We start from the raw sequence: 20,176 nt of genomic DNA on the forward strand, positions 1-20,176 counted from the left end.
GTCTCCTCAGATTCCCAGGTCGCCGAGGACCTTGAGCAGGTCGTCGTTCGCCGCCCGGTCGCGGACGGCGACGCGCAGCCAGTCGGTGCCGAGTCCGGGGAAGGTGTCGCCGCGCCGGACGGCGTAGCCGCGCTGGCGCAGCAGGGCGCGGATGCCGAGGGCGTCCGGGACGCGCAGGCACAGGAACGACGCGCGCGCCCCCGGGACGACGTAGAGCCCGCGCGCGGTGAGCTCGGCGGCGAGCCGGTCGCGTTCGGCGGACATCGCGGCGGCCCAGGCGCCGGCCTCCGCCACGGCGGCGGGCGCGGAGCACTCCTCGATCGCCACGAGCGCGGGGGTGGACACCGCCCACAGCGGCTGCGCCTCGGCCAGCGCGGCGATCAGCCGCGGCTCGGCCAGCACGTACCCGGCCCGCAGCCCGGCCAGGCCCCAGGTCTTGGTGAGGCTGCGGACGACGACCACGCCGTTCGGGAGCCGCCCGGCCAGGCTCTCGGGCTCGCCGGGCACGCAGTCCATGAACGCCTCGTCCACCACGACCGTGCGGCCGGGACGGGCCAGCGCGGCGACGGCGGACGCGGGGTGCAGGACGGACGTCGGGTTGGTCGGGTTGCCGATCACGACGAGGTCGGCGTCGGCGGGGACGGCGGCCGGGTCGAGCGTGAAGTCCCCGCCGAGGACGGCCCGGCCGACCTCGTGCCCGGCGGCGCGCAGGGCGGCCTCGGGCTCGGTGAACTGCGGGTGCACGACGACGGCGCGCTCCGGCCGCAGCACCCGGGCCAGCAGCACGAACGCCTCGGCGGCGCCCGCGGTGAGCAGGACCTCGGCGGCGGCCCGGCCGTGCCGGCGGGCGACCGCGCGGCGGGCCGGCCCGGGGTCGGGGTAGGCGGCCAGGTCGGCGAGCGAGTCGCGGATCCGGGCGGCGAGCCACTCCGGCGGGGTGCCGGTGCGGACGTTCACCGCGAAGTCGGCGAGCCCGCCGCCGACCTCGGCGTCGCCGTGGTGGCGCAGGTCGATGCCGTCGCCGGCGAAGTCAGTGGACATGCGCGTGCCCGTGGCCGTGGCCGTGCCCGCCGTGGCCGTGGCCGTGGCCGGTGGGGTCGTCGGGGTGGTCGTGCGGCGTCTGCGGGGCGCCCACGCGGTGCTCGAAGCCCGGCATGGCGATCCGGTAGACGCAGGTGTCGCAGTTCATCCGGATGTCGCCGGCGAGGGCCTCTTCGTACCGTTCGACGACCACGTCGGCGAGGCCGTCGCAGTCGCCGATCACCTCGGCGGAGCGGACGTCCAGGCCCGGGTGGGCGGCCGCGTACGCCCGCGCCTCCTCGGCCACCCGGTCGGGCAGGACGCCGCGGAACAGGAAGTACGGGAGCACGACGATCCGCCGGGCGCCGAGCCTGCGGAGCCGTTCCAGGCCCTCGGGGACGCTGGGACGCGCCAGCGACACGAACGCCGGCTCCACGCCCGTCAGCCCGCCGTCCCCTCCGGCGCCGCGGCCTTCCCAGAAGAGGCGGGCGACCTTGTGGACCTCGGCGTTGGCGTCGGGGTCGGTCGAGCCGCGCCCCACGAGCAGGACGGCCGTGTCGCCGTCCAGGGGGTCCGGGGCCTCCCGGCCGAGCGCGGCCCGCATGCGCTCCTCCAGGAGGGCGAGCAGGGTGGGGTGCGGGCCGAGCGGGCGGCCGTAGGTGTACGACAGGCCGGGATGGCGGACGAGCTCGCGCGCCATCGCGCCCGGGATGTCGCCCTTGCCGTGCCCGGCGGCGACCAGCACCAGCGGGACGGCCGCCAGGTGGCGGTGGCCCTCCCCGTACAGCCCGGAGACGACCTCGGTGAGGGGCGGCGGGGACAGCTCGATGAAGCCGCCCGCCACGGTCACCGCCATACGGCCGCGCAGCCGCTCGATGAACCGGCCGAAATCGGCGACGCCGTCCGCGTCGCGCGTTCCGTGCCCGGCCACCAGCAGCGCCGGTCTCGCCCGGCCGTTCATGCCCTGTCCCCCTCGTAGTAGAGCAACGCGTTGGCCGCCGCGGCGGCGACGGCGGAGCCGCCCTTCTCGGAGACGTTGCTGAGTTGCGGGAGGCCGCTGGCGCGCAGCGCCTCCTTGGATTCGGCGGCGCCGACGAAGCCCACCGGCATCCCGATGACCAGCGCGGGCGTCACCCGGCGGTTGATGATCTCGAACAGCGCGGTGGGGGCGCAGCCGACGACCCAGACGGCGCCCGGGCCGACCTCGGCGTACGAGAGCCGGACCGCCGCCGCGGAGCGGGTGATGCCGGCGGCCCGCGCCATCCGGGCCGCGGCGGGGTCGTTGACGTGGCACACCGGCTCGCGGGCGGTGATCCCGGCGGCGACCATGCCGACGTCGGCGACGATCGGCGCCCCGGCGCGCAGCGCGTCCAGGCCGCGCGCCAGGTGCTCCTCGCGGGTCTGGATGTCGACGGCGTACTCCAGGTCGGCGCTGGCGTGGATCACCCGCTCGGTGACGGCCCGCCACAGCGGCGGCATCGGGCTCAGGTCGACGCGCGAGCGCAGGATCTCGTACGAGCGCACCTCGATGGGGTGCGGGCGGCGGACCGTCATCGGCTCGCCCCCGCCGGCTCGTCCGGCTCGCTCGGCGCGCTCTTCTCGAAGCTCCATCGGTACCCCCTGGGAGTAACAAATCGCCCGGCCACGGTCCGGCTGCGGCTCGATCCGACCAGCACCACGGTGTACATGTCCACCTCGCCCGGGTCCACCTCGGCGAGCGTGGTGACCGTGGCGGTCTCGTCCGGGCGGGACGCGTTGCGGACGAACCCGACCGGCGTGCCGGCCGGGCGGTGCTCCGCCAGGATCCGCAGCGCCGCGCCGAGCTGCCAGTCCCGGGCCCGGCTGCGCGGGTTGTAGAAGCAGACGGTGAAGTCCCCCTCGGCGGCGGCGCGCACCCGCCGCTCGATGACCTCCCAGGGGGTGTGCAGGTCGGAAAGCGAGATGTAGGCGTGGTCGTGCCCGAGCGGCGCGCCCAGCAGGCCGGACGCGGCCACCGCGGCCGTGATGCCCGGGACGCCGTCCACGTCGATCGCGCCGATCTCCCCGGTCGCGAACTCCAGCGCCGGGCTCGCCATCGCGTACACGCCCGCGTCGCCCGAGCCGATCAGCGCCACCGCGCGCCCGGCGGCGGCCTCCTCGACGGCGGTACGGGCCCGCTCCTCCTCCTGGCCGAGGCCGCTGGACAGGATCCGCGTGCCCGGGCGGAGCAGGTCGCGGACCTGGTCGACGTACTGGTCGAGCCCCACGACCACCGACGCGCGCCGCAGCGCCTCCTCGGCGCGCGGCGTCAGCAGGTCGCGCGCGCCCGGCCCCAGCCCCACGATGCTCAGCCGTCCCCTGGGCCGCAGCCGGGCGACCGCCGCCGTGGCGTTCGCCGACCTGTGCTTCTCGGCGATCAGCTCGGCGCTCCGGCCGAACGAGCGCGCCGCGTGCAGCGCCGCCGCCTCGGCCACGCTGGGCGTGCCGACCTCGGCGCGGACCACCTCGGACGGGTTGGGCACCTCGACCCCGGCCAGCACCTCGGCGGGGAACGTGACGACCTCCCAGCCGCGCTCCTCCGCGGCCCTGAGGATGCCCTCCTCGTCCGCCTTGAGGTCGACGGTCGCCAGGGCCCGGACGGACTCGGGCGCGACCGCCGCGCCGCCGAGGACCAGGTCGATCAGGTCGCCGACCTCCTCGGCCGACACCCCGCGCGCCGACCCGACGCCGACCACCAGGGACGGCGGCCGGTACACCAGCCGGTTGCCGAACCAGCTCTCGTGGCACATGCACACGATCTCGGCGCCGTCGGTGACGAAGATCCCCGTAGCGGCCTCCCCGGTGTCCGTACGGACGTTCGGCGGCAACGCCGGCAGCGGCCAGTCGTCGGCGCCCTCCAGCGCGACCGGCTCCCCGGACAGGACGGCCGCGCCGACATGCGCCAGCAGCTCGGGGTTGTGGACGGTGAAGCCGATGTCGGCGCCGTACGAGTCGAGCGGCGCCACGTTCGTCCGGTCGCTGGCGGTGGTGACGACCGGCTCGGTGCCGAGCACGCCGGTGAGCCGCCGGGCCAGCAGGTTCGCGCCGTGGTGGCCGCCCAGGACGGCGACCGCGAACCGCATGCCCTCGTCCACGCACACCACGGCCGGATCGCTGGTCTTGTGCGCCAGCAGCGGCGCCAGCACCCGTACGGTGGCGCCCACGGCCAGGAAGCTGACGATCGCGTCGCACGTCTCCCACGCCGCGCGGAGCGCCTCGCCCGCCTTCAGATCGGTGAACTCGCGCACCTCCCCCGGCCACGCGGCGGCCAGCGCGGCGGCGGCACCGCGCCCGCCCGCGGTGGCCGCGACGACCCCGATCACAACACGCTCCCCTCGCCGGACGGCACCTGCCTGATCGTCACGACGGTCTTGCCGGACGGACCGGTCCGGCCGCCGCCGGGGGTCGCGGCGTTCCGCTCTCCCCAGACAACGAAGACCGGCTCGGATTCGTTCGCGCCGAACGGGGCCGCGTCCAGCCGGACGACCCCCGTGGCCAGCGACTCCTTCTTCAGCGCGGCCTCGGCGGGCCGCACCTCGGCGGGCTCGCGGACCACCGCCACGACGCCGCGCAGCGCCCGCGCCGCGCACGCCCGCGCCACCGCCGGCCCGCCGCCGCCGACGAAGACCGCGTCGGGCTCGGGCAGGTGGTCGAGGACGGCCGGGGCCGTGCCGCGCGAGACCGCGACCTTGACGCGGTGCGCGCGGACGTTGCCGCGGATGCGCTCGCAGGACGCCAGGTCCCGCTCGACGGCCACGGCGGCGGCGCCGAAGCGGGCGCACTCGATCGCGACCTCGCCGGCGCCCGCGCCCACGTCCCAGACCATGTCGCCGACGGACGGCCCCAGCCGGGCCAGCACCAGCGCCCGGACCGCGGCGGACGTCCCGAGCGGGCCCGGCCCGAACGCGGCGTCCGGCAGCGCCCAGCCGGGCGGCCCCGGCCGCGCCCCGGCGACCCAGCCGCGCTCGCCGGTCTGGCGGCGCGGATCGAGGACGAGCACGACGTTCGGGTCGCGCCAGGGCCGGGTGCTCGCCTCGGCGGGACGCACGTGCACGACCCGCTCGTCCGGGCCGCCGAGGTTCTCGCAGACCACGAACGTGCGCGGCGTCTGCGGGAACAGCTCGCGCGCCAGCACCGCCGGCCCCGAGTCCGGCGCGGTCAGCACCGCGACCTTGGGGTGCGCGCGGCAGGCGTTGACGGCCCGGCGCAGCTCGCGGCCGTGCGCCGACACCACCAGGGCGTCGTCCCAGGGCAGCCCGGCCCGCGCGAACGCCTGCGCCACCGACGACAGCGCGGGCAGCACCCGCGGCCGGTGGCCGCGCTCGCGCAGCGCCCGGACGATCCCGAAGAAACCCGGATCGCCGCTGGCGACGACCACGACGTTCCGGTCCTTCTCCAGGTCGGCGTCGATCGCGTCCAGGGCCGTCCGCAGCTCGCCCATGACGACGGTACGGGCCGACGCGGGGATCGGGACGGCCGCCAGGTGCCGGGCGCCGCCGACCACCAGCGCGGCGCGTCCCAGCAGCTCGCGGGCCTCGGCCGGGAGCGGCGACCCGTCGTGGCCGAGCACGGTCAGCAGGTGGGCGTTCATCGGCGCAGCCGCCCGTACATGCCGACCATGCGCCCGGCGGCGGGCGCCAGCAGCACGACCTGGACGGCGACCGCACCGCCCGCGATGTCCTCCAGGACGCCGGCGACCCGGCGGCACAGCTCGCGGCCGCACCGGCCCACCAGGTCGCGCGGGTACGGCGAGTCGGGCCGCACCTCGTGCAGCGCCGCGGCGGCGTGCCATGTCTCGTACGCGGCCCGGACCGTCGCCCCCTCGGTCACCTGGGCGGCCAGACGGTCCGTGCCGCCCATCTCCGTGGTGATCTCGGCGAGCGGCAGGTCCAGCTCCGCGCGGTCCAGGGAGTTCGGCTCCGCGATCAGGATCAGCTGCCCGATCCCGTCGGCGGCCGCCCGGCGCGCCGCCTCCCCGATGTCGACGGCCTGGACGAACCGGTCCTCGGCCAGCTTGGGCAGCATCCTCGCCGCGGCGCGCCGCAGGGGTTCGCCGCTGTACAGCACGCGCATGTCTTCGCTCATGGGCGTCGAGCCTCCCGAAGGCGGCGGCGCGCGGCGGGCTCGGCACGCCGGTGGCCGTGGAAGTGGCCCGGGTGGTAGAGGTGCGAGCGGGTGCCGCCCGCCGCCAGCGCCGGTCCGACGAGCACGAGCGTGTGCTTCCACAGCTTGTGCGCCTTGACCGTGTCCGACAGCTCGCCGAGCGTGCACCGCACGACCAGCTCGTCCGGCCAGGTCGCCTGGTAGGCCACCACGCAGGGGGTGTCGGCCGGGTAGCCCCCTTCCAGCAGTTCCTCCTGGAGCTGCCCGGACCGGGCCGCCGACAGGAACAGCGCCATCGTCGTCCCGTGCCGCGCGAACTCCCGCACCTCCTCGCCCGGCGGCATCGGCGTCTTGCCGCCGCCCAGCCGGGTGAGGACGACCGACTGCGCCACCTCCGGGATCGTCAGCTCGCGCTCGACCACGGCCGCGACCGCGCTGAAGCTGGAGACGCCCGGGATCACCTCGGTGTCCAGGCCCATCTCCTTGCACCGGTCGAGCTGCTCCTGCAGCGCTCCCCACAGGGCGGGGTCGCCGGAGTGGATGCGGGCGACCGTCAGGCCCTCGGCGAGCGCGCGCTCGTAGTACGGGAGGACGCCCTCCATCGGCAGCCGCGCCGAGTCGACGATCTCCGCGCCCTCCCGCGCGTGCTCCAGCACGTCCGGATGGACCAGGCTCGCCGCCCAGATCACCACGTCGGCCGCGGCGATCGCGCGGGCCGCCCGGAACGTCAGCAGGTCGGCCGCGCCCGGCCCGGCGCCCACGAAGAGGACCCTGCCCTTCTCCGTGCTCATCGGCGTCTCCGTGCCCATCAGAGCCTTCCTCCCCGCACCGTACGGCGGTGCCCCGGCACGATCAGCGTGGACAGGTACGGGACGGGCCCGCTCAGCTCGCGGGCCGGCCGGATCTCCTCGCCCGGCAGGCCGAGCCGCGTCCCGTACCGGGCGCCGTCGAGCCGGCCGGCCTCCTTGAGCGCCTCGATCACCTCGGCGGCGACCGCGCCGAACTTGTACGCCACGACGGTGTCGCCGGTCGCCAGCGCCGCCCGGAACGCGGCGACCGGGTCGGCGCCGCCGGCCAGCGGCACCAGCCCGATCGACTCCGAGCCCTCGGCGAGCACCGTTCCGGAACGGGCGGCCAGGTCCTGCATCGCGGTGATGCCGGGCACGGTGGCGATCTCGGTCTCCGGGCGCAGCTCCCGTACGGTCTGCGCCAGGTAGGTGAAGGTCGAGTAGACGTTCGGGTCGCCGATGGTGGCGAACGCGACGGTCGCGGCGCCCTCGTCGAACGCGCGGACGACCCGCGCGGCGGCGGCGTCCCAGGCGGCGGCGCGGCGGGGCGTGACGCCGCCGCGGTCGTTGAGCGCGAACACGACGCGCTCGGCCCCGTCGGTGTACGCGCGGACGACCGACTCGGCGCGGCCCTCCTCGTCCAGCGCCATGACCGGCACGAGGACGACGTCGGCCTCCCGGAGGATCCGCACGCCCTGGACGGTCACCAGCTCCGGATCGCCCGGCCCGACGCCGATCCCGACCAGCCGCGGCGGCCCGTTCCGCCCGCCTCGCTCGGTGGTCATTCGGCCGCCTCCTCGATCATCCGTTCCGCGAACGCGGGCTCCCCCGCCCAGTGAAGGTGGAGGTACGAGGCGACGCAACGGCCCCGCACGAAACCCTCCGGCCCGGCCGTCGACCACTGCCACGCCGCCGTACCGCCGTGCGCCGGGTCGGTCACCGTCCGGTGGAACTCGTGGCCGCGGACGCGCTCGCCCGTACGGGCGACGACGGAGTCGGAGACGGCGACCGCCGACCGGTAGCCCAGCGTCAGGCGCGGCGCCATCGTCGCGGTCACGTCGTCCAGGACGCCGCACATCGGCTCGCCGTCCAGCTCGCGGGCCAGGTACAGCAGGCCGGCGCACTCGGCGTACACGGGGCCGCCCGCGGCGGCGAACGCGGCGACGTCGCGGCGCAGCGGCGCGTTCGCCGACAGGTCCGGCGCGTACACCTCGGGGAAGCCGCCGCCGATGACGACGCCGCGCGTCCCGTCCGGCAGGCGCTCGTCGCGCAGCGGGTCGAACCGGACGACCTCGGCGCCGGCGGCGGCCAGCAGCTCCTCGTTCTCGGCGTACCCGAACGTGAACGCCGGCCCGCCCGCGACCGCGATCCGCGGCGCCGGCCCGTTCCGGGCGGCGACCCGCGCGCGCGGGTCCCAGGGCTCTTCGCGCAGGCCGGGTGCGGTCCGGGCCACCGCCATCACGGCGTCCAGGTCGCAGGACTCCGCGACCAGCGCGCCGATGCGCTCGACGGTCGCGACGGCCTCGGCGCCGCGCTCGGCGGCCGGGACGAGCCCGAGGTGCCGGGACGGCTTCGCGACGTCGTCGCGGCGGCGCAGCGCGCCCAGGACCGGCACGCCCAGCTCCTCGATCGCCTCCCGGCACATGCGCTCGTGGCCGTCCGACCCGATCCGGTTGAGGATCACGCCGCCGAGGCGGATGTCCTCGTACGTCCGGAATCCGTGCACGGTGGCCGCCACCGAGCGCCCGGCCGCCGCCGCGTCGACGACCAGCACCACCGGCGCGGCCAGCAGGCCCGCGACATGCGCCGTCGACGCGAACCCGCCCTGCTCGGTGCCGTTCCCGGGGGCGGACCCCCGGACCCCCAGGGCTCCGCCCCAGGAGCGGGGGGAGGCACCGTCGTACAGGCCCATGACCCCCTCGACGATCGCGAGGTCCGCGCCCGCCGCGCCGTGCAGCAGCAGCGGGACGATCAGCTCCTCCGACGTCAGCCACGGGTCGAGGTTGCGGCCGGGACGGCCGGTCGCCAGCGCGTGGTAGCCGGGATCGATGTAGTCGGGCCCCACCTTGTGCGGCGACACGATCGCGCCGCGCGCCGCGAACGCCGCCATCAGGCCCGTGGCCACGGTCGTCTTGCCGCTGCCCGAGGCGGGCGCCGCGATGACCAGGCGGGGCGGTCCGGTCACCATCGGCTCACCATTCGATGCCCTTCTGGCCCTTCTGGCCCCGGTCCATCGGATGCTTGACCTTGCCCATCTCGGTGACCAGGTCGGCGAACTCCAGCAGCCGAGGGTCGGCGTCCCGGCCGGTGATCACGACATGCTGCGCGCCGGGCCGGTCGCGCAGCGCCGCGATGACGTCCTCGACGTCGATCCAGCCCCACTTCATCGGGTACGTGAACTCGTCCAGGACGTAGAAGCGGTACGTCTCGGCGGCCAGGTCCCGCTTGATCTGCTCCCAGCCCTCCCGGGCGTCGGCCTCGTGGTCGGCCTCGCTGCCCGGGCGCTGGATCCACGACCAGCCCTCGCCCATCTTGTTCCACGTCACCGCGCCGCCCTCGGCGCTCTCGCCGAGCACGCGCAGCGCGTGCTCCTCGCCGATCCGCCACTTGGCCGACTTCACGAACTGGAACACCCCGACCGGCCAGCCCTGGTTCCACGCGCGCAGCGCCAGCCCGAAGGCGGCGGTCGACTTCCCCTTGCCCGGGCCCGTGTGGACGATCACCAGCGGCCGGTTCCGGCGCTGCCTGGTCGTCAGCCCGTCCTCGGGAACGTACTCCGGCTTCCCCTGCGGCATCCCTACGCCACCTTCCTCGAAGACCGGACGACTCCGGCCAGGCCGTCGGCGCCGAGCTCCTCCAGCCGCACGGTCTCGGCGCCGAGCCGCGCGCCCAGCTCGGCCGCCAGCCCGAGCCGTACCGGGCCGGACTCGCAGTCGACGACCACCGCCGCCACGCCCGCCAGGGCCGCCGCGGCGGCCGCCGGGTCCGGGCCGTGGGTGGCGCGGCCGTCGGTGACCACGACCAGCAGCGGGCGGCGGGCCGGGTCGCGCATCCGCTCCACCCGCAGCGTCTCGGCGGCGCGCAGCAGCCCGGCCGCCAGCGGCGTGCGGCCGCCGGTGGGCAGCCGGTCCAGCCGCCGCGCCCCGGCCTCCACCGACGACGTCGGCGGCAGCGCGACCTCCGCGCCGGTACCGCGGAACGTGATCAGGCCGACCTTGTCGCGGCGCTGGTAGGCGTCCAGCAGCAGGCTGCGCACCGCGCCCTTGACCGCGCGCATCCGGTGCCGCGCCGCCATCGAGCCGCTGGCGTCGACGACGAACAGCACCAGGTTGCCCTCGCGGCCGTCCCGTACCGCCTCGCGCAGGTCGGGCGGCGCGACGATCATCCCGGCGCCGGTACGGCCGCGCGCGTGCTGGTGCGGGGCGGCGGCGCGGAGCGTGGCGGCCAGGTGCAGGCCGCGCGCGCCGGGGCGGGCGCCGGACACGCGGCCGTACGGGCTGCGCGCCTTGGAGCGGCGGCCGGGCGCGCCCGCGCCGGTCCCCGGCACCGTGAACAGCCGGGGCCGGAACGCGGCGTCGGCGGGCGCGGGATCGGTCCCGTCCGGGCGGCCGGACTCGCCGGTCTCGGGGGCGTGCCGCTCGTCGGCGGGTCGCTCGCCGTCGGACTCGGTCACGGGACGGCCGCTGAGCAGGGCGTCCAGCACGCTGAGCGCGCCGCCGGGCCGATCGTCCGGCCGCCCGCCACCGCCGGGACCGCCGCCGCCGTCGCCGTCCGGGCCGTCGTCCTCGGGCGGCCCCTCGCCGCCGCCGTCCTCGCCGTCGCGCGGCGGCTCCGGCCGCGGCTCGGGCCCGGGGCGCGGCTCGGGCTCGGCTTCGGGCCGCTCCGGTTCCGGGGCGGCGTGCTCGTCGAGGATCTCGTCGAGCCGCCGCTCGTCGAGGCCGGGCGCGTCGAACGGGTCGCGGCGGCGCCGGTGCGGCAGCGCCAGCCGGGCCGCCGTCCGGACGTCCTCGGCGGTCACCACGGTCCGCCGGTGCCAGGCCGCCAGCGCGATCGCGGCGCGCGCCGTCACCAGGTCGGCGCGCAACCCGTCCACCTCGAACGCGGCGCACACCGCGGTGATCTGGCGGAGCGCGGCGTCGGTCAGCTCCACCCGCGGCAGCCGGGACTGCGCGGCGGCGATCCGGGCGGCCAGCTCCGCCTCGGCCAGCGCCCACCCGGCCGCGAACCGCACCGGGTCCTCCTCGAAGTCCAGCCGGCGCCGGACGACCTCCGCCCGCTCGGCCGGATCGCGGGTCGCCGCCACCTCGACCGTGAGCCCGAACCGGTCGAGCAGCTGCGGCCGCAGCTCGCCCTCCTCCGGGTTCATCGTGCCGACCAGCAGGAAGCGCGCGGCGTGCCGGACCGACACGCCCTCGCGCTCGACGTACGACTCGCCCATCGCCGCCGCGTCCAGCAGCAGGTCCACCAGGTGGTCGTGCAGCAGGTTGACCTCGTCGACGTACAGGACGCCGCGGTGCGCGGCGGCCAGCAGGCCCGGCTCGTACGCCTTCACGCCCTCGGTGAGCGCGCGCTCGATGTCGAGGGAGCCGGTGAGGCGGTCCTCGGAGGCGCCGACGGGGAGCTCGACCAGCCGCGCCGGGCGCTCCTCGGTCCCGGGCGGCTCGACCGGCGCGCCGGATCCGTCCCCGCCCTCGCCGGCCGTTCCGGCCCCGCCGTCCTCGTCCTCGGCGTCGTACACCGGGTGCGGGCCGTCGGGGCAGCCGGGATCGGGGTCGCGCGGGTCGCAGGCGAACCGGCAGCCCGCCACCACCCGCGTCGACGGCAGCAGATCGGCCAGCGCGCGGACGATCGTCGACTTGGCGGTGCCCTTCTCGCCCCGTACCAGCACGCCGCCCACGCCCGGGGACACCGCGTTGATCAGCAGCGCCAGCTTGAGGTCGTCCATCCCGACGACGGCGGAAAAGGGGTAGCGCGCCGCGGCGGCGCGCGCACGGCTCATCGGCCCATCAGACAGGGCATGCCTCATCGTCCTTCCCTCGGGTGTCCACGCCCGTGGCGGCTGTTCGCGGGCACCGGAGCGCCCGCCACGACGGCCGGAGTCTCCTGGCTCCCGGATCGCCGCTCCCCCTCGGCCTTCCAGCGTCCCTGGCGGGACGCCGTGGCCGCTTTCGAGGGGGAGCTCCCCATGGTCACAGTTGCGGGACAGCCCCGGATTCGCACCGGGTTCCTCCGCTTCCGTCGCCTGCACAGGATGGCATACCGCCCTGACCGGCCCAAGTCGCGCCCAGGTGACAGCGCCGCGGCGGGCCCCGCGCGAGCCCCGGGGCGGGCCCGCCGGTCGCGCCGCCGCATAGGCTGTCCGGGTGGCCCAGTCACCCTCCCGCAGCCCGGATTCCCGCCGCTACCAGCGGCTGTCCCCGGACGAGCGGCGCGACCAGATCCTCGGCGTCGCGCGGCGGATGTTCACCGAGCTGCCGTACGCCGAGGTCTCCACGTCCGCGATCGCGGCGGAGGCCGGGGTGCGGCGCGGGCTCCTGCACTACTACTTCGGCACCAAGCGCGAGCTGTTCCTGGAGGTCGTCCGGGACCTGTCCGGCGCGGCCGCGATGGTGGCCCCGCCGCCGGACGAGAACCGTTCCCTGGAGGAGGCCGTCGACCTGTGCGTCCGGCTCTTCCTGGAGGCCGCCGAGGGGAACGCGACGACCTGGTTCGCGGCGGTGGACGCCGAGGGGTTCGGGCGCGACCCGCAGCTCCTGCACATCGTCAACCGGTTCCGCGACCTGACGGTCGAGCACATGCTCGCCGTGCTGCGGATGGAGCCGACCGGCACGCTGCGGGCCGTGCTGCGCACGTACTCCGGGCTGGCGGAGGCGGCCACCCGCCAGTGGCTCCAGGAGGGCACCCTCGACCGCGGGCAGGTGTACACGCTGCTGTCCCGCTCGCTGCTGGCGCTGCTGACCGACATCGCCCCCGCCGTCGAGGACGCCCGCGCGGCCGGAACCGAAGCGGGAGACGGGGCCGAGGCCGGCGACGCGGCGGCGGCCCCGGCCGGCGCCTGACGGCCGGGGCCGCCGTCAGGGCAGCCGGGCCTCGCCGGGCACCGCGAACCAGACCGCCTTGCCCGGCACCCCGGGCGCGCGGCGCGAGAACGTGCGCAGCATGCCCCAGCGGCCGTCCGACAGCTCGCGGACGATGCTGAGCCCGCGGCCGTAGTCGCCGGACGTCCAGGAGTAGGCGGGCAGCAGCGTGGCCGCGTGCCGGTCGAACACCGCGCACCGCAGCTCGCCGGGCGGCCCCGCGTACAGCCACAGCTCGTGCGGGCCGTGCTCGCGGGCGTGCTGGTGGGCGTTGGTGGCCAGCTCGCTGACCATCAGCCGCGCGTCGCCGGCGGCGGCGCGCGGCACGCCCGCCTCGGCCAGCGCCGCGGCCAGCGTGGACCGGGCGTGGCCGGCGCAGGCGGGGCCCGCCGGCAGCGTCCAGGTCAGGCCACCGGACGGCGGCGCGGCGGGGACCGCGGCGGTCGGGACCTGTGGCGGGACGGTCGGTGCGAGGGGGACGGCGTCGCCGAGGGAGGCCGGCGGGTACGGGGCGTGACCGGCGAGGCCGGCCGTCTCTGGCGAGGTCTTCACGGGATCCTCCCGTGTAGTTCCGTGGTGCGCGGTGGTGAACCGCACGGTCACTGAGTGTTTCCGTTCGGTCACATGAGCACAGCTTCGCGTGAGATTCTCAGTTCCGCAACACGCTTCGCGAGATTGCCGTTACCGGCTTGCTCGTATGCCTTGAACGGCACCGACCGAATAGAGAGACTCTCGGCCCATGACCTATCGCCCCACCGTGCGCGGCCGCCGGCTGGCCCGCGAGCTGCGCAGGCTGCGAGAGACGCAGGGGCTCACCCTGCAAGAGGTGGCGGACCGGCTGGACTGGTCGCGGGCCACCGTTTCCCGGCTGGAGACGGGGCAGACCCGCCCCAAGCCCGGCGACATCGCCGACCTGCTCGACCTGTACGGCGTCCCCAGCCCCGACCGGGACGCCCTCATCAACCTGGCCCGCGAGGCGGGCCAGCGCGGCTGGTGGACGGCCTACGCGGACGTCTTCACCGGCAGCTACGTGGCGCTGGAGGACGAGGCGTCGCGGATCCGGGCCTGGGACACGCAGCTGATCCACGGGCTGCTCCAGACCGAGGCGTACGCGCGGGAGGTCATCACGGCGGGCCGGATGCTGCCCGGCCCCACCGAGATCGAGCGCCGGATCGACGCCCGCAAGGCCCGGCAGAAGCTGCTGGACCGCGAGGAGGCGCCGCGGCTGCACCTGGTCTTCGACGAGTGCGTGCTGCACCGCCCGATCGGCGGGCCGGCGGTCATGCGGGCCCAGCTGGAGGCGCTGCTGGAGTTCGCGGCCCGGCCGCGGATCGAGATCCAGATCCTCCGGTACGACACGGGAGCACATGCCGGACTTGACGGACGTTTCACGATACTTTCGTTCCCGAACCCCGCGGACCCCGATATCGCCTACGTAGAGGGCACCATGGGCGACGTTTATCTCGAAAGCGCCGAGGCAATAGCAACACATGGAGACCGCTTCGACCGCGTCGCGGCGGCCGCCCTTCCCCCAGAGGATTCCGCGCACCTCATCGCCGAGGCAGCAAGGAGCAGCAAGTGAACCACCCCGATGGTGACCTCACCCGGGCCCGCTGGCGCAAGTCGTCCTACAGCGGGAGCGGCAACCAGTGCGTCGAAGTCGCGGCGCTCACCGGCGGCCGGCGCGCGGTCCGCGACTCCAAGGACCCGTCCGGTCCGGCTCTGAGCTTCACGCCGGACCAGTGGCGGGCCCTGCTTGAGGGCATCAGGACCGTCTGAGCGAGGAAGCGATCCGAGGGGCCGCGGCGATCCGCCGCGGCCCCTCACCGTTCCGGCCCTTCCACCGAAAGTAGAACGTGTTCTACTATCGCGCCATGACCTCGGAACTGAAGCTCGGCATCAACACCGGCTACTGGCAGCGCGACCCGGAGGACCAGACCGAGACCGTCCTGGCCGCCGAGCGCCTCGGCTACGACTGCGTGTTCACCGCCGAAGCCTACGGCTCCGACGCGTTCACGCCGCTGACCTGGTACGCCGCCCGCACCTCGAAGATCAAGCTGGGCACCGCCGTGGTGCAGATGTCGGCCCGCACCCCCGCCGCCACCGCGATGCACGCCCTCACCCTCGACGCCCTGTCCGGCGGCCGCGTCATCCTGGGCCTCGGCGCCTCCGGCCCGCAGGTCGTCGAGGGCTGGTACGGGCAGCCGTTCCCGAAGCCGCTCGCCCGTACCCGCGAGTACCTCGACATCGTCCGCAAGGTCTGGCGCCGCGAGGAGCCCGTGACCAGCGACGGCCCGCACTACCCGCTCCCCTACCCGGGCGGCGCGGGCCTCGGCAAGCCGCTGAAGTCGATCGTCCACCCGGTCCGCCCGGTCATCCCGGTCTACCTGGGCGCCGAGGGGCCCAAGAACATCGCGCTGGCCGCCGAGCTCACCCAGGGCTGGCTCCCCCTGTTCGTCGACCCCACGCAGATCGAGCCGCTGTTCGGGGAGTCCCTGGCCGGCCGCCCGGACGACTTCGAGATCGCCGCCACCGTCACCGCGATCGTCACCGACGACGTCGCCTCCGCGCTGGAGTTCGCCAAGATCCCCCTCGCCTTCTACATCGGCGGGATGGGCGCCAAGGACAGGAACTTCCACCTCGACCTGATCGGCCGCCTCGGCTACGCCGAGCAGGCCGCCCGCGTCCAGGAGCTCTTCCTGTCCGGCCGTCGCGCCGAGGCCATCGCCGCCGTCCCCGACGAGCTCGCCGACTCCATCTCGCTGCTCGGCCCGATCGGCCGCATCAAGGAGCGCCTCCAGCTCTGGCGCGACAGCCCGGTGACCACCCTGCTGTTCGCCGGCGTCAAGGACGAGCCCACCCTGCGCGCCCTCCGCGATCTCGTCCGCGGATAGAAAGTCGGCACCTGGACGTTCGAACATACTCACGTAACGGCAAGTTCCTTACCGCGCGTGACCGCCCTAGATTCACCGTGGGTGCCACCCCACGACCGGGGCATAGGGAGGGGCGGCCCGGCTCGGCCGGGCCGCCCCCTCCCTATTGCGCTCATCCGGCCGGGCGGTCAGCGGCGGCAGACGACCTCACCGTGGGTGACCGAGTACCAGCCGTCCTCGGCGGCGGCCCACTCCTTCCAGCCCGCGTAGATGCGCTCCAGTTCCGCCCGGGTGGCGTGGCCCCCTGCGACCGCACGGTCGGCGACCGACGAGCGCAGCATGCGGCCGCCCCACGACTCGCTCCACCACTCGCGCTCCTCGGGCGTGGAGTAGCACCACGCGGACGCGCTCGCGGTGACGTCGGTGAAGCCCGCCGCGCGCGCCCAGGACACCAGGCGGCGGCCGCCGTCGGGCTCGCCGCCGCCGTCGCGGGCCGTCCGGTAGTAGACGGGACGCCACGCGTCCATGCCGGGCGGACTCGGGTACCAGGCCATCGTGCCGAAGTCGGCGTCCCGCGCGGCCACGACACCGCCCGGCTTGCAGACGCGGCGCATCTCGCGCAGCGCCCGCACGGGGTCGGGCACGTGCTGCAGGACCTGGTGCGCGTGGACGACGTCGAAGGTCGCGTCGGCGAAGTCCAGCGCGTGGACGTCGGCGACGGCGAACTCGACGTTCAGCCCCTCGGTCGCCCGGCGGGCCTCGTCCAGCACGGAGGCGGCGGCGTCCACGCCCGTGACCTTGCCGGGGGCGACGCGCTCGGCCAGCCCGGCCGTGATCGTCCCGGGTCCGCAGCCCACGTCCAGGACGGTGGCCCCGGGCCGGAGGTGCTCGACCAGGTAGGCGGCGGAGTTCTCCACCGTCCGCCACTGGTGCGAGCTCAGAACGGTCGCGTGATGGCCATGGACGTAGCTCATCGGAATCACCCCTCATGCGCGTGGCCGATGCCCCTCACCCTAGAACGAGTGACCAATATCTGAGAATTCTGTATCAATATGCGAGACGGGAGGGGCTGAGAAAACGGATCCCCGCACCCTGTGGCGGGTGCGGGGATCCGGTGGCGCGAGGCGTCCTGCCTGGTGGGCTACGCGGCCTCCGCCAGGACGAGGCGGCGGGCGGCGGCGGGCTCCGGGACGGGCAGGGGTTCGACCATCGCGAGCGCGGGGGCGGCCGGCTCGGCGTAGGCGTTGACGGTCATGTGGGAGAGCTGGGTGAGCCACGGTTCGATGACGGTCCGCTCGGCGGGTCCGTCCAGCCGCGGGTGAGTAAGGTGGAACGTGCCGGTCGCTTCGCTCACTGCCACTACCCCTTTCTGCGAATCCGGTGGACCGCCCTCCCCCTGAGGGCCGTTCCGCCGGACGGGAGATACCCGGAGGTACGCACCGAACAAGCTCCCCGGTTCGATGCCTATTCCCCGGTGTACCCCGGATCACGCTGCTAACTTACGTCCCGGGTCCGACATTTTCTCGAACGGCTATTCGCCCGTGACCGAACGCAGAAGCGGGCGGCTCAGGGCGCTCGCGCCGAGGACTCCGGCGAAGCCCAGGACGGCCGCGGCCAGCAGGGTCAGCGCGCCGGCGGAGCCGAAGCCCGAGGCGAACGGGAGCGCGAAGAACAGGCCGGTGAGCAGCGAGCCGCCGCCCATGACCGCGAGCGGGACGAGCACCTCCTGGCGGCGCGCGCGGTCCAGGACCGCCAGCGGCGTTCCGGCCAGGCGCAGCGCCTCGTACGTCCGCCGCCGGTCCAGGACGGAGCCGGCGCCGGTGATGCCCGCGCTGGTGACCGCGATGAGGAACGACACGACCAGCACGGTCAGCGACCCGGTGCGCAGGTCCGCAAGCAGGTAGCCGGCGGCGCCCGTGTCGGCGGGGGCGGTCGCGACCTTCCCGGGGACGGTGCCGGCGAGGGCCGTGCGGGCGCGGTCGACGGCGGCCGCACCGCCGGTCACCGTGGCGGACACGAGGGCCCGGTCCTCCCCGGGCGTGACCGTGACCCTGGCGGGGAGGCCGTCCAGGCGGTCGCGAACCTGGGCGGCGACCGCGGCGGCGCGGTCCTTCGGGACGGCCAGGTCGAGCCGGTCGGCGGGGCCGGTACCGGCGGCGCCCGGGTCGAGCAGGGCCAGGAATCCGGCGACGAACCCGGTCAGCGCCACGCCCGCGACCGTCCGCCAGGCCGAGCGCGGGTCGTCGATCAGCCGGCGGCCGGCCAGGAGCCCGGCGGGGCGGCGGGCGGTGGCGGCGGTGAGGTGGCCGAGCGTCCAGACCACCCAGGGCCCGGCGAAGTTGAGCGCGAGGAACGCCAGCGCCAGGAAGACCAGCAGGATCGCCACGCCGAGGTTCCCCATGCGCGTCACGCCGCCGCCGATGACACCGAACGCGACGATCAGCACGACCAGCGCGACGGCCCGTACCGCGCGCATCGCGGGCGGCGTGTGCCGCTGCGCCACCCCCAGCGGGCCGATCACGACGCGGCGCAGCCCGGCGACGGCGCTGGCGCCGACGAACAGCGGCACGGCCGCCAGGACCCCGAGCAGCATGAGGTGGCCCGGCCACAGGTCGCCGGCGTACCAGCCGCCGCCGGCGATCCGGATCCGCGCCAGCGCGGGGATCGCGGCGGCGTACAGGACGGTTCCGAGCACGGCCCCGGCGGCGGCGGTCAGCACGGCCTCGGCCGTGGTGATCGCGACCACCTGGCCGGGCGTCGCGCCCGCCAGCCGCAGCGCGGCCAGCCGCCGGTCGCGGCGCGCGACGGTGAGCCGGGCCGCGGCGCCGCCGAAGACCAGCAGCGGAACGACCATCAGCACCGACGCGACGTACATCAGGATCCGGTACATCTGGGCACGGGTCGTCGCCGCGCCGGTGGCGTACGCGTCGATCCGCTCCGGCCCGGCGACCGTGTCGACGCCGCCCGCCACGGGCCGCCCGGCCGTCATGGCGGGGTCGTCCGCCGTACGGCCGACGACGGCGACCAGCTCGTCCGGGTGCTCGACGGCGGCGCGGCCGAGCGTCCCGGCGGGGGCGCCGGCGAAGCGCTCCGCCAGCTCGCCCGGCGGCAGCTCCTTCATCAGCGCGGCGAGCGCGGGCGACACCCAGACCTCGCCCGGCGCGGGGAACCGTTCCATGCCCGGCGGTACGGGCGCGCGGCCGGACAGGGCCGCCAGGTCCACGATCGTGAGCGGGCGGCCGCGGACGGAGTCGGTGGCCTTGGCCTCGACGGCGGTGGGTGTCCCGGCGGCCTTGACGGGGTCGCGCCAGGCGTCCGCGTCGGCCCGTTCGGCGAACGCGTGGTTGGCCCCCGCCGCGAACAGCAGCAGGCCGGTCGACAGCGCGACCGCGGCCAGCGTGAGGAGCGGGCCGAGCGGGCCGCCGCCGCGCAGCAGCCGCCAGGTGAGCCCGAAGAGGGTACGGCCGGCGCCCATCAGCGTGCCCCGTCCGCCGCGAGGATCCGGCCGTCGCGGACCTCGACCGTGCGGTCGCACCAGGCGGCGACGTCCGGGTCGTGCGTGACGACCACGAGGGACGCCCCGTTCCGCTTGGTCGCGTCGGCGAGCAGCCGCATCGTGTCGTGCCCGGTGGCCTGGTCGAGCGCGCCGGTGGGCTCGTCGGCGAAGACGACGGCGGGCCGCGCGGCCAGCGCCCGCGCGATCGCCACGCGCTGCGCCTGGCCGCCCGACAGCTCGCCGGGGCGGCGGTCCTCCATGCCCGCCAGGCCGAGCGGCCCGAACCACGCCCGGGCCGACCGGACGGCCTCGCGCCGCGCCGTGCCGCCGAGCATCAGCGGCAGCGCCACGTTCTCGTCGGCGGGCAGTTCCGGGAGCAGCTGCCCGGACTGGAACACGAAGCCGAAGCGGGTCCGCCGCAGCTCGCTGCGGCGCCGCTCGCCGAGCGTGTCGATGCGCTGCCCCAGCAGGTGCACCTCGCCCGCGTCCGGCCGCATGATCCCGGCCAGGCAGTGCAGCAGCGTCGACTTGCCGGAGCCGCTCGGCCCCATGATCGCCACGGCTTCGGCGCGGCCCACGGTGAGCGTGATGCCGTTCAGCGCCACGGTGGTCCCGAACCGCTTCTCCAGCCCACCGCCGTGCAGGATCGCGCCGGTCACGCCGCACCGCCCCCGGACCGCCGGGCGCGGACGGAGTCGGCGATCTCGCGGGCGGGCAGCACCAGCCCGCCGTAGATCACGAAGGCGAGGAAGGCGGCCAGCGCCGGGAGGAAGATCAGATTCAGCGGGTTCATGCCCTCCA

21 protein-coding genes and 1 riboswitch are annotated in these 20,176 nt (G+C 75.9%); of the genes, 4 read left to right on the forward strand and 17 right to left on the reverse strand.

Annotated elements, in window-relative coordinates:
- Window positions 1-6 precede the first annotated feature (6 nt).
- The 11 genes from cobC to ACA361_RS30830 are packed head-to-tail and all read right to left on the reverse strand — an operon-like array spanning window position 7 to window position 11,928.
- Window positions 7-1,041 (reverse strand): Rv2231c family pyridoxal phosphate-dependent protein CobC, encoded by a 1,035-nt coding sequence (cobC, locus tag ACA361_RS30780; RefSeq protein WP_375017765.1) that lies wholly within the window; start codon window positions 1,039-1,041, stop codon window positions 7-9.
- Window positions 1,031-1,981 (reverse strand): sirohydrochlorin chelatase, encoded by a 951-nt coding sequence (locus ACA361_RS30785; RefSeq protein WP_375017767.1) that lies wholly within the window; start codon window positions 1,979-1,981, stop codon window positions 1,031-1,033. The genes cobC and ACA361_RS30785 overlap by 11 nt, the downstream gene beginning before the upstream one ends.
- Window positions 1,978-2,574, reverse strand: a complete 597-nt coding sequence (locus ACA361_RS30790) for a precorrin-8X methylmutase (protein ID WP_375017768.1) — start codon at window positions 2,572-2,574, stop codon at window positions 1,978-1,980. The genes ACA361_RS30785 and ACA361_RS30790 overlap by 4 nt, the downstream gene beginning before the upstream one ends.
- Window positions 2,571-4,361: a precorrin-3B C(17)-methyltransferase gene (cobJ, locus tag ACA361_RS30795; RefSeq protein WP_375017770.1), complete on the reverse strand. Its 1,791-nt coding sequence runs from the start codon at window positions 4,359-4,361 to the stop codon at window positions 2,571-2,573. The genes ACA361_RS30790 and cobJ overlap by 4 nt, the downstream gene beginning before the upstream one ends.
- Window positions 4,358-5,629: a precorrin-6y C5,15-methyltransferase (decarboxylating) subunit CbiE gene (gene cbiE / locus ACA361_RS30800; protein ID WP_375017772.1), complete on the reverse strand. Its 1,272-nt coding sequence runs from the start codon at window positions 5,627-5,629 to the stop codon at window positions 4,358-4,360. The genes cobJ and cbiE overlap by 4 nt, the downstream gene beginning before the upstream one ends.
- Window positions 5,626-6,123, reverse strand: a complete 498-nt coding sequence (locus tag ACA361_RS30805) for a hypothetical protein (protein ID WP_375017774.1) — start codon at window positions 6,121-6,123, stop codon at window positions 5,626-5,628. Before ACA361_RS30805 ends, cbiE begins: the two co-directional genes overlap by 4 nt.
- On the reverse strand, window positions 6,120-6,932 hold the full coding sequence (gene cobM / locus ACA361_RS30810; RefSeq protein ID WP_375017775.1) for a precorrin-4 C(11)-methyltransferase: 813 nt from the start codon (window positions 6,930-6,932) through the stop codon (window positions 6,120-6,122). Before cobM ends, ACA361_RS30805 begins: the two co-directional genes overlap by 4 nt.
- A gap of 17 nt (window positions 6,933-6,949) precedes the next feature.
- A complete protein-coding gene (gene cobI, locus ACA361_RS30815) occupies window positions 6,950-7,714 on the reverse strand; it encodes a precorrin-2 C(20)-methyltransferase (RefSeq protein WP_375017776.1) in 765 nt (254 codons plus the stop codon).
- A complete protein-coding gene (locus tag ACA361_RS30820; RefSeq protein ID WP_375017778.1) occupies window positions 7,711-9,117 on the reverse strand; it encodes a cobyrinate a,c-diamide synthase in 1,407 nt (468 codons plus the stop codon). The genes cobI and ACA361_RS30820 overlap by 4 nt, the downstream gene beginning before the upstream one ends.
- Before the next feature lie 4 nt (window positions 9,118-9,121).
- On the reverse strand, window positions 9,122-9,724 hold the full coding sequence (cobO, locus tag ACA361_RS30825) for a cob(I)yrinic acid a,c-diamide adenosyltransferase (protein WP_375017780.1): 603 nt from the start codon (window positions 9,722-9,724) through the stop codon (window positions 9,122-9,124).
- Between the two features lie 2 nt (window positions 9,725-9,726).
- On the reverse strand, window positions 9,727-11,928 hold the full coding sequence (locus tag ACA361_RS30830; RefSeq protein WP_375017782.1) for a VWA domain-containing protein: 2,202 nt from the start codon (window positions 11,926-11,928) through the stop codon (window positions 9,727-9,729).
- A gap of 97 nt (window positions 11,929-12,025) precedes the next feature.
- Window positions 12,026-12,159, reverse strand: a riboswitch (cobalamin riboswitch).
- Window positions 12,160-12,292: 133 nt separating this feature from the next.
- On the opposite strand from ACA361_RS30830, the gene ACA361_RS30835 reads away from it, so the two are divergent.
- Window positions 12,293-12,988, forward strand: a complete 696-nt coding sequence (locus ACA361_RS30835) for a TetR/AcrR family transcriptional regulator (protein WP_375017784.1) — start codon at window positions 12,293-12,295, stop codon at window positions 12,986-12,988.
- 15 nt (window positions 12,989-13,003) lie between these two features.
- Here the strand turns inward: ACA361_RS30835 and ACA361_RS30840 are convergent, their stop codons facing one another.
- Window positions 13,004-13,558 carry an ATP-binding protein gene (locus tag ACA361_RS30840; protein WP_375017786.1) on the reverse strand — a complete coding sequence of 185 codons (555 nt, stop codon included), beginning with the start codon at window positions 13,556-13,558 and terminating at the stop codon, window positions 13,004-13,006.
- 187 nt (window positions 13,559-13,745) lie between these two features.
- On the opposite strand from ACA361_RS30840, the gene ACA361_RS30845 reads away from it, so the two are divergent.
- The 3 genes from ACA361_RS30845 (at window position 13,746) to ACA361_RS30855 (ending at window position 15,900) form a co-directional block, all read left to right on the forward strand.
- A complete protein-coding gene (locus tag ACA361_RS30845; protein WP_375017788.1) occupies window positions 13,746-14,588 on the forward strand; it encodes a helix-turn-helix transcriptional regulator in 843 nt (280 codons plus the stop codon).
- Window positions 14,585-14,785 (forward strand): DUF397 domain-containing protein, encoded by a 201-nt coding sequence (locus ACA361_RS30850; RefSeq protein ID WP_375017790.1) that lies wholly within the window; start codon window positions 14,585-14,587, stop codon window positions 14,783-14,785. Before ACA361_RS30845 ends, ACA361_RS30850 begins: the two co-directional genes overlap by 4 nt.
- Before the next feature lie 95 nt (window positions 14,786-14,880).
- On the forward strand, window positions 14,881-15,900 hold the full coding sequence (locus tag ACA361_RS30855) for an LLM class F420-dependent oxidoreductase (protein ID WP_375017792.1): 1,020 nt from the start codon (window positions 14,881-14,883) through the stop codon (window positions 15,898-15,900).
- A 167-nt stretch (window positions 15,901-16,067) separates the two neighbouring features.
- On the opposite strand, the gene ACA361_RS30860 is transcribed toward ACA361_RS30855, so the two are convergent.
- The 5 genes from ACA361_RS30860 to ACA361_RS30880 form a co-directional block, all read right to left on the reverse strand.
- Window positions 16,068-16,853: a methyltransferase domain-containing protein gene (locus tag ACA361_RS30860; RefSeq protein ID WP_375017794.1), complete on the reverse strand. Its 786-nt coding sequence runs from the start codon at window positions 16,851-16,853 to the stop codon at window positions 16,068-16,070.
- Window positions 16,854-17,020: 167 nt separating this feature from the next.
- Window positions 17,021-17,233 carry a hypothetical protein gene (locus tag ACA361_RS30865; RefSeq protein ID WP_375017795.1) on the reverse strand — a complete coding sequence of 71 codons (213 nt, stop codon included), beginning with the start codon at window positions 17,231-17,233 and terminating at the stop codon, window positions 17,021-17,023.
- A gap of 177 nt (window positions 17,234-17,410) precedes the next feature.
- Complete coding sequence (locus tag ACA361_RS30870) at window positions 17,411-19,354, reverse strand: ABC transporter permease (protein ID WP_375017797.1); 1,944 nt, start codon at window positions 19,352-19,354, stop codon at window positions 17,411-17,413.
- A complete protein-coding gene (locus ACA361_RS30875; protein WP_375017798.1) occupies window positions 19,354-20,034 on the reverse strand; it encodes an ABC transporter ATP-binding protein in 681 nt (226 codons plus the stop codon). Before ACA361_RS30875 ends, ACA361_RS30870 begins: the two co-directional genes overlap by 1 nt.
- Window positions 20,031-20,168: a hypothetical protein gene (locus ACA361_RS30880; RefSeq protein ID WP_375017800.1), complete on the reverse strand. Its 138-nt coding sequence runs from the start codon at window positions 20,166-20,168 to the stop codon at window positions 20,031-20,033. The genes ACA361_RS30875 and ACA361_RS30880 overlap by 4 nt, the downstream gene beginning before the upstream one ends.
- Window positions 20,169-20,176 lie beyond the last annotated feature (8 nt).

It is taken from the genome of Actinomadura sp. 21ATH, from assembly GCF_041951345.1.
Classification (GTDB): domain Bacteria; phylum Actinomycetota; class Actinomycetes; order Streptosporangiales; family Streptosporangiaceae; genus Spirillospora.

Bases quoted from the DNA above. Each gene is read 5' to 3' on its own strand.
- cobC (WP_375017765.1), bottom strand. From the start codon at position 1,041: ATGTCCACTGACTTCGCCGGCGACGGCATCGACCTGCGCCACCACGGC.
- ACA361_RS30785 (WP_375017767.1), bottom strand. From the start codon at position 1,981: ATGAACGGCCGGGCGAGACCGGCGCTGCTGGTGGCCGGGCACGGAACG.
- ACA361_RS30790 (WP_375017768.1), bottom strand. From the start codon at position 2,574: ATGACGGTCCGCCGCCCGCACCCCATCGAGGTGCGCTCGTACGAGATC.
- cbiE (WP_375017772.1), bottom strand. From the start codon at position 5,629: ATGAACGCCCACCTGCTGACCGTGCTCGGCCACGACGGGTCGCCGCTC.
- ACA361_RS30805 (WP_375017774.1), bottom strand. From the start codon at position 6,123: ATGAGCGAAGACATGCGCGTGCTGTACAGCGGCGAACCCCTGCGGCGC.
- cobM (WP_375017775.1), bottom strand. From the start codon at position 6,932: ATGAGCACGGAGAAGGGCAGGGTCCTCTTCGTGGGCGCCGGGCCGGGC.
- cobI (WP_375017776.1), bottom strand. From the start codon at position 7,714: ATGACCACCGAGCGAGGCGGGCGGAACGGGCCGCCGCGGCTGGTCGGG.
- ACA361_RS30820 (WP_375017778.1), bottom strand. From the start codon at position 9,117: ATGGTGACCGGACCGCCCCGCCTGGTCATCGCGGCGCCCGCCTCGGGC.
- cobO (WP_375017780.1), bottom strand. From the start codon at position 9,724: ATGCCGCAGGGGAAGCCGGAGTACGTTCCCGAGGACGGGCTGACGACC.
- ACA361_RS30830 (WP_375017782.1), bottom strand. From the start codon at position 11,928: ATGAGCCGTGCGCGCGCCGCCGCGGCGCGCTACCCCTTTTCCGCCGTC.
- ACA361_RS30845 (WP_375017788.1), top strand. From the start codon at position 13,746: ATGACCTATCGCCCCACCGTGCGCGGCCGCCGGCTGGCCCGCGAGCTG.
- ACA361_RS30855 (WP_375017792.1), top strand. From the start codon at position 14,881: ATGACCTCGGAACTGAAGCTCGGCATCAACACCGGCTACTGGCAGCGC.
- ACA361_RS30860 (WP_375017794.1), bottom strand. From the start codon at position 16,853: ATGAGCTACGTCCATGGCCATCACGCGACCGTTCTGAGCTCGCACCAG.
- ACA361_RS30870 (WP_375017797.1), bottom strand. From the start codon at position 19,354: ATGGGCGCCGGCCGTACCCTCTTCGGGCTCACCTGGCGGCTGCTGCGC.
- ACA361_RS30880 (WP_375017800.1), bottom strand. From the start codon at position 20,168: ATGAACCCGCTGAATCTGATCTTCCTCCCGGCGCTGGCCGCCTTCCTC.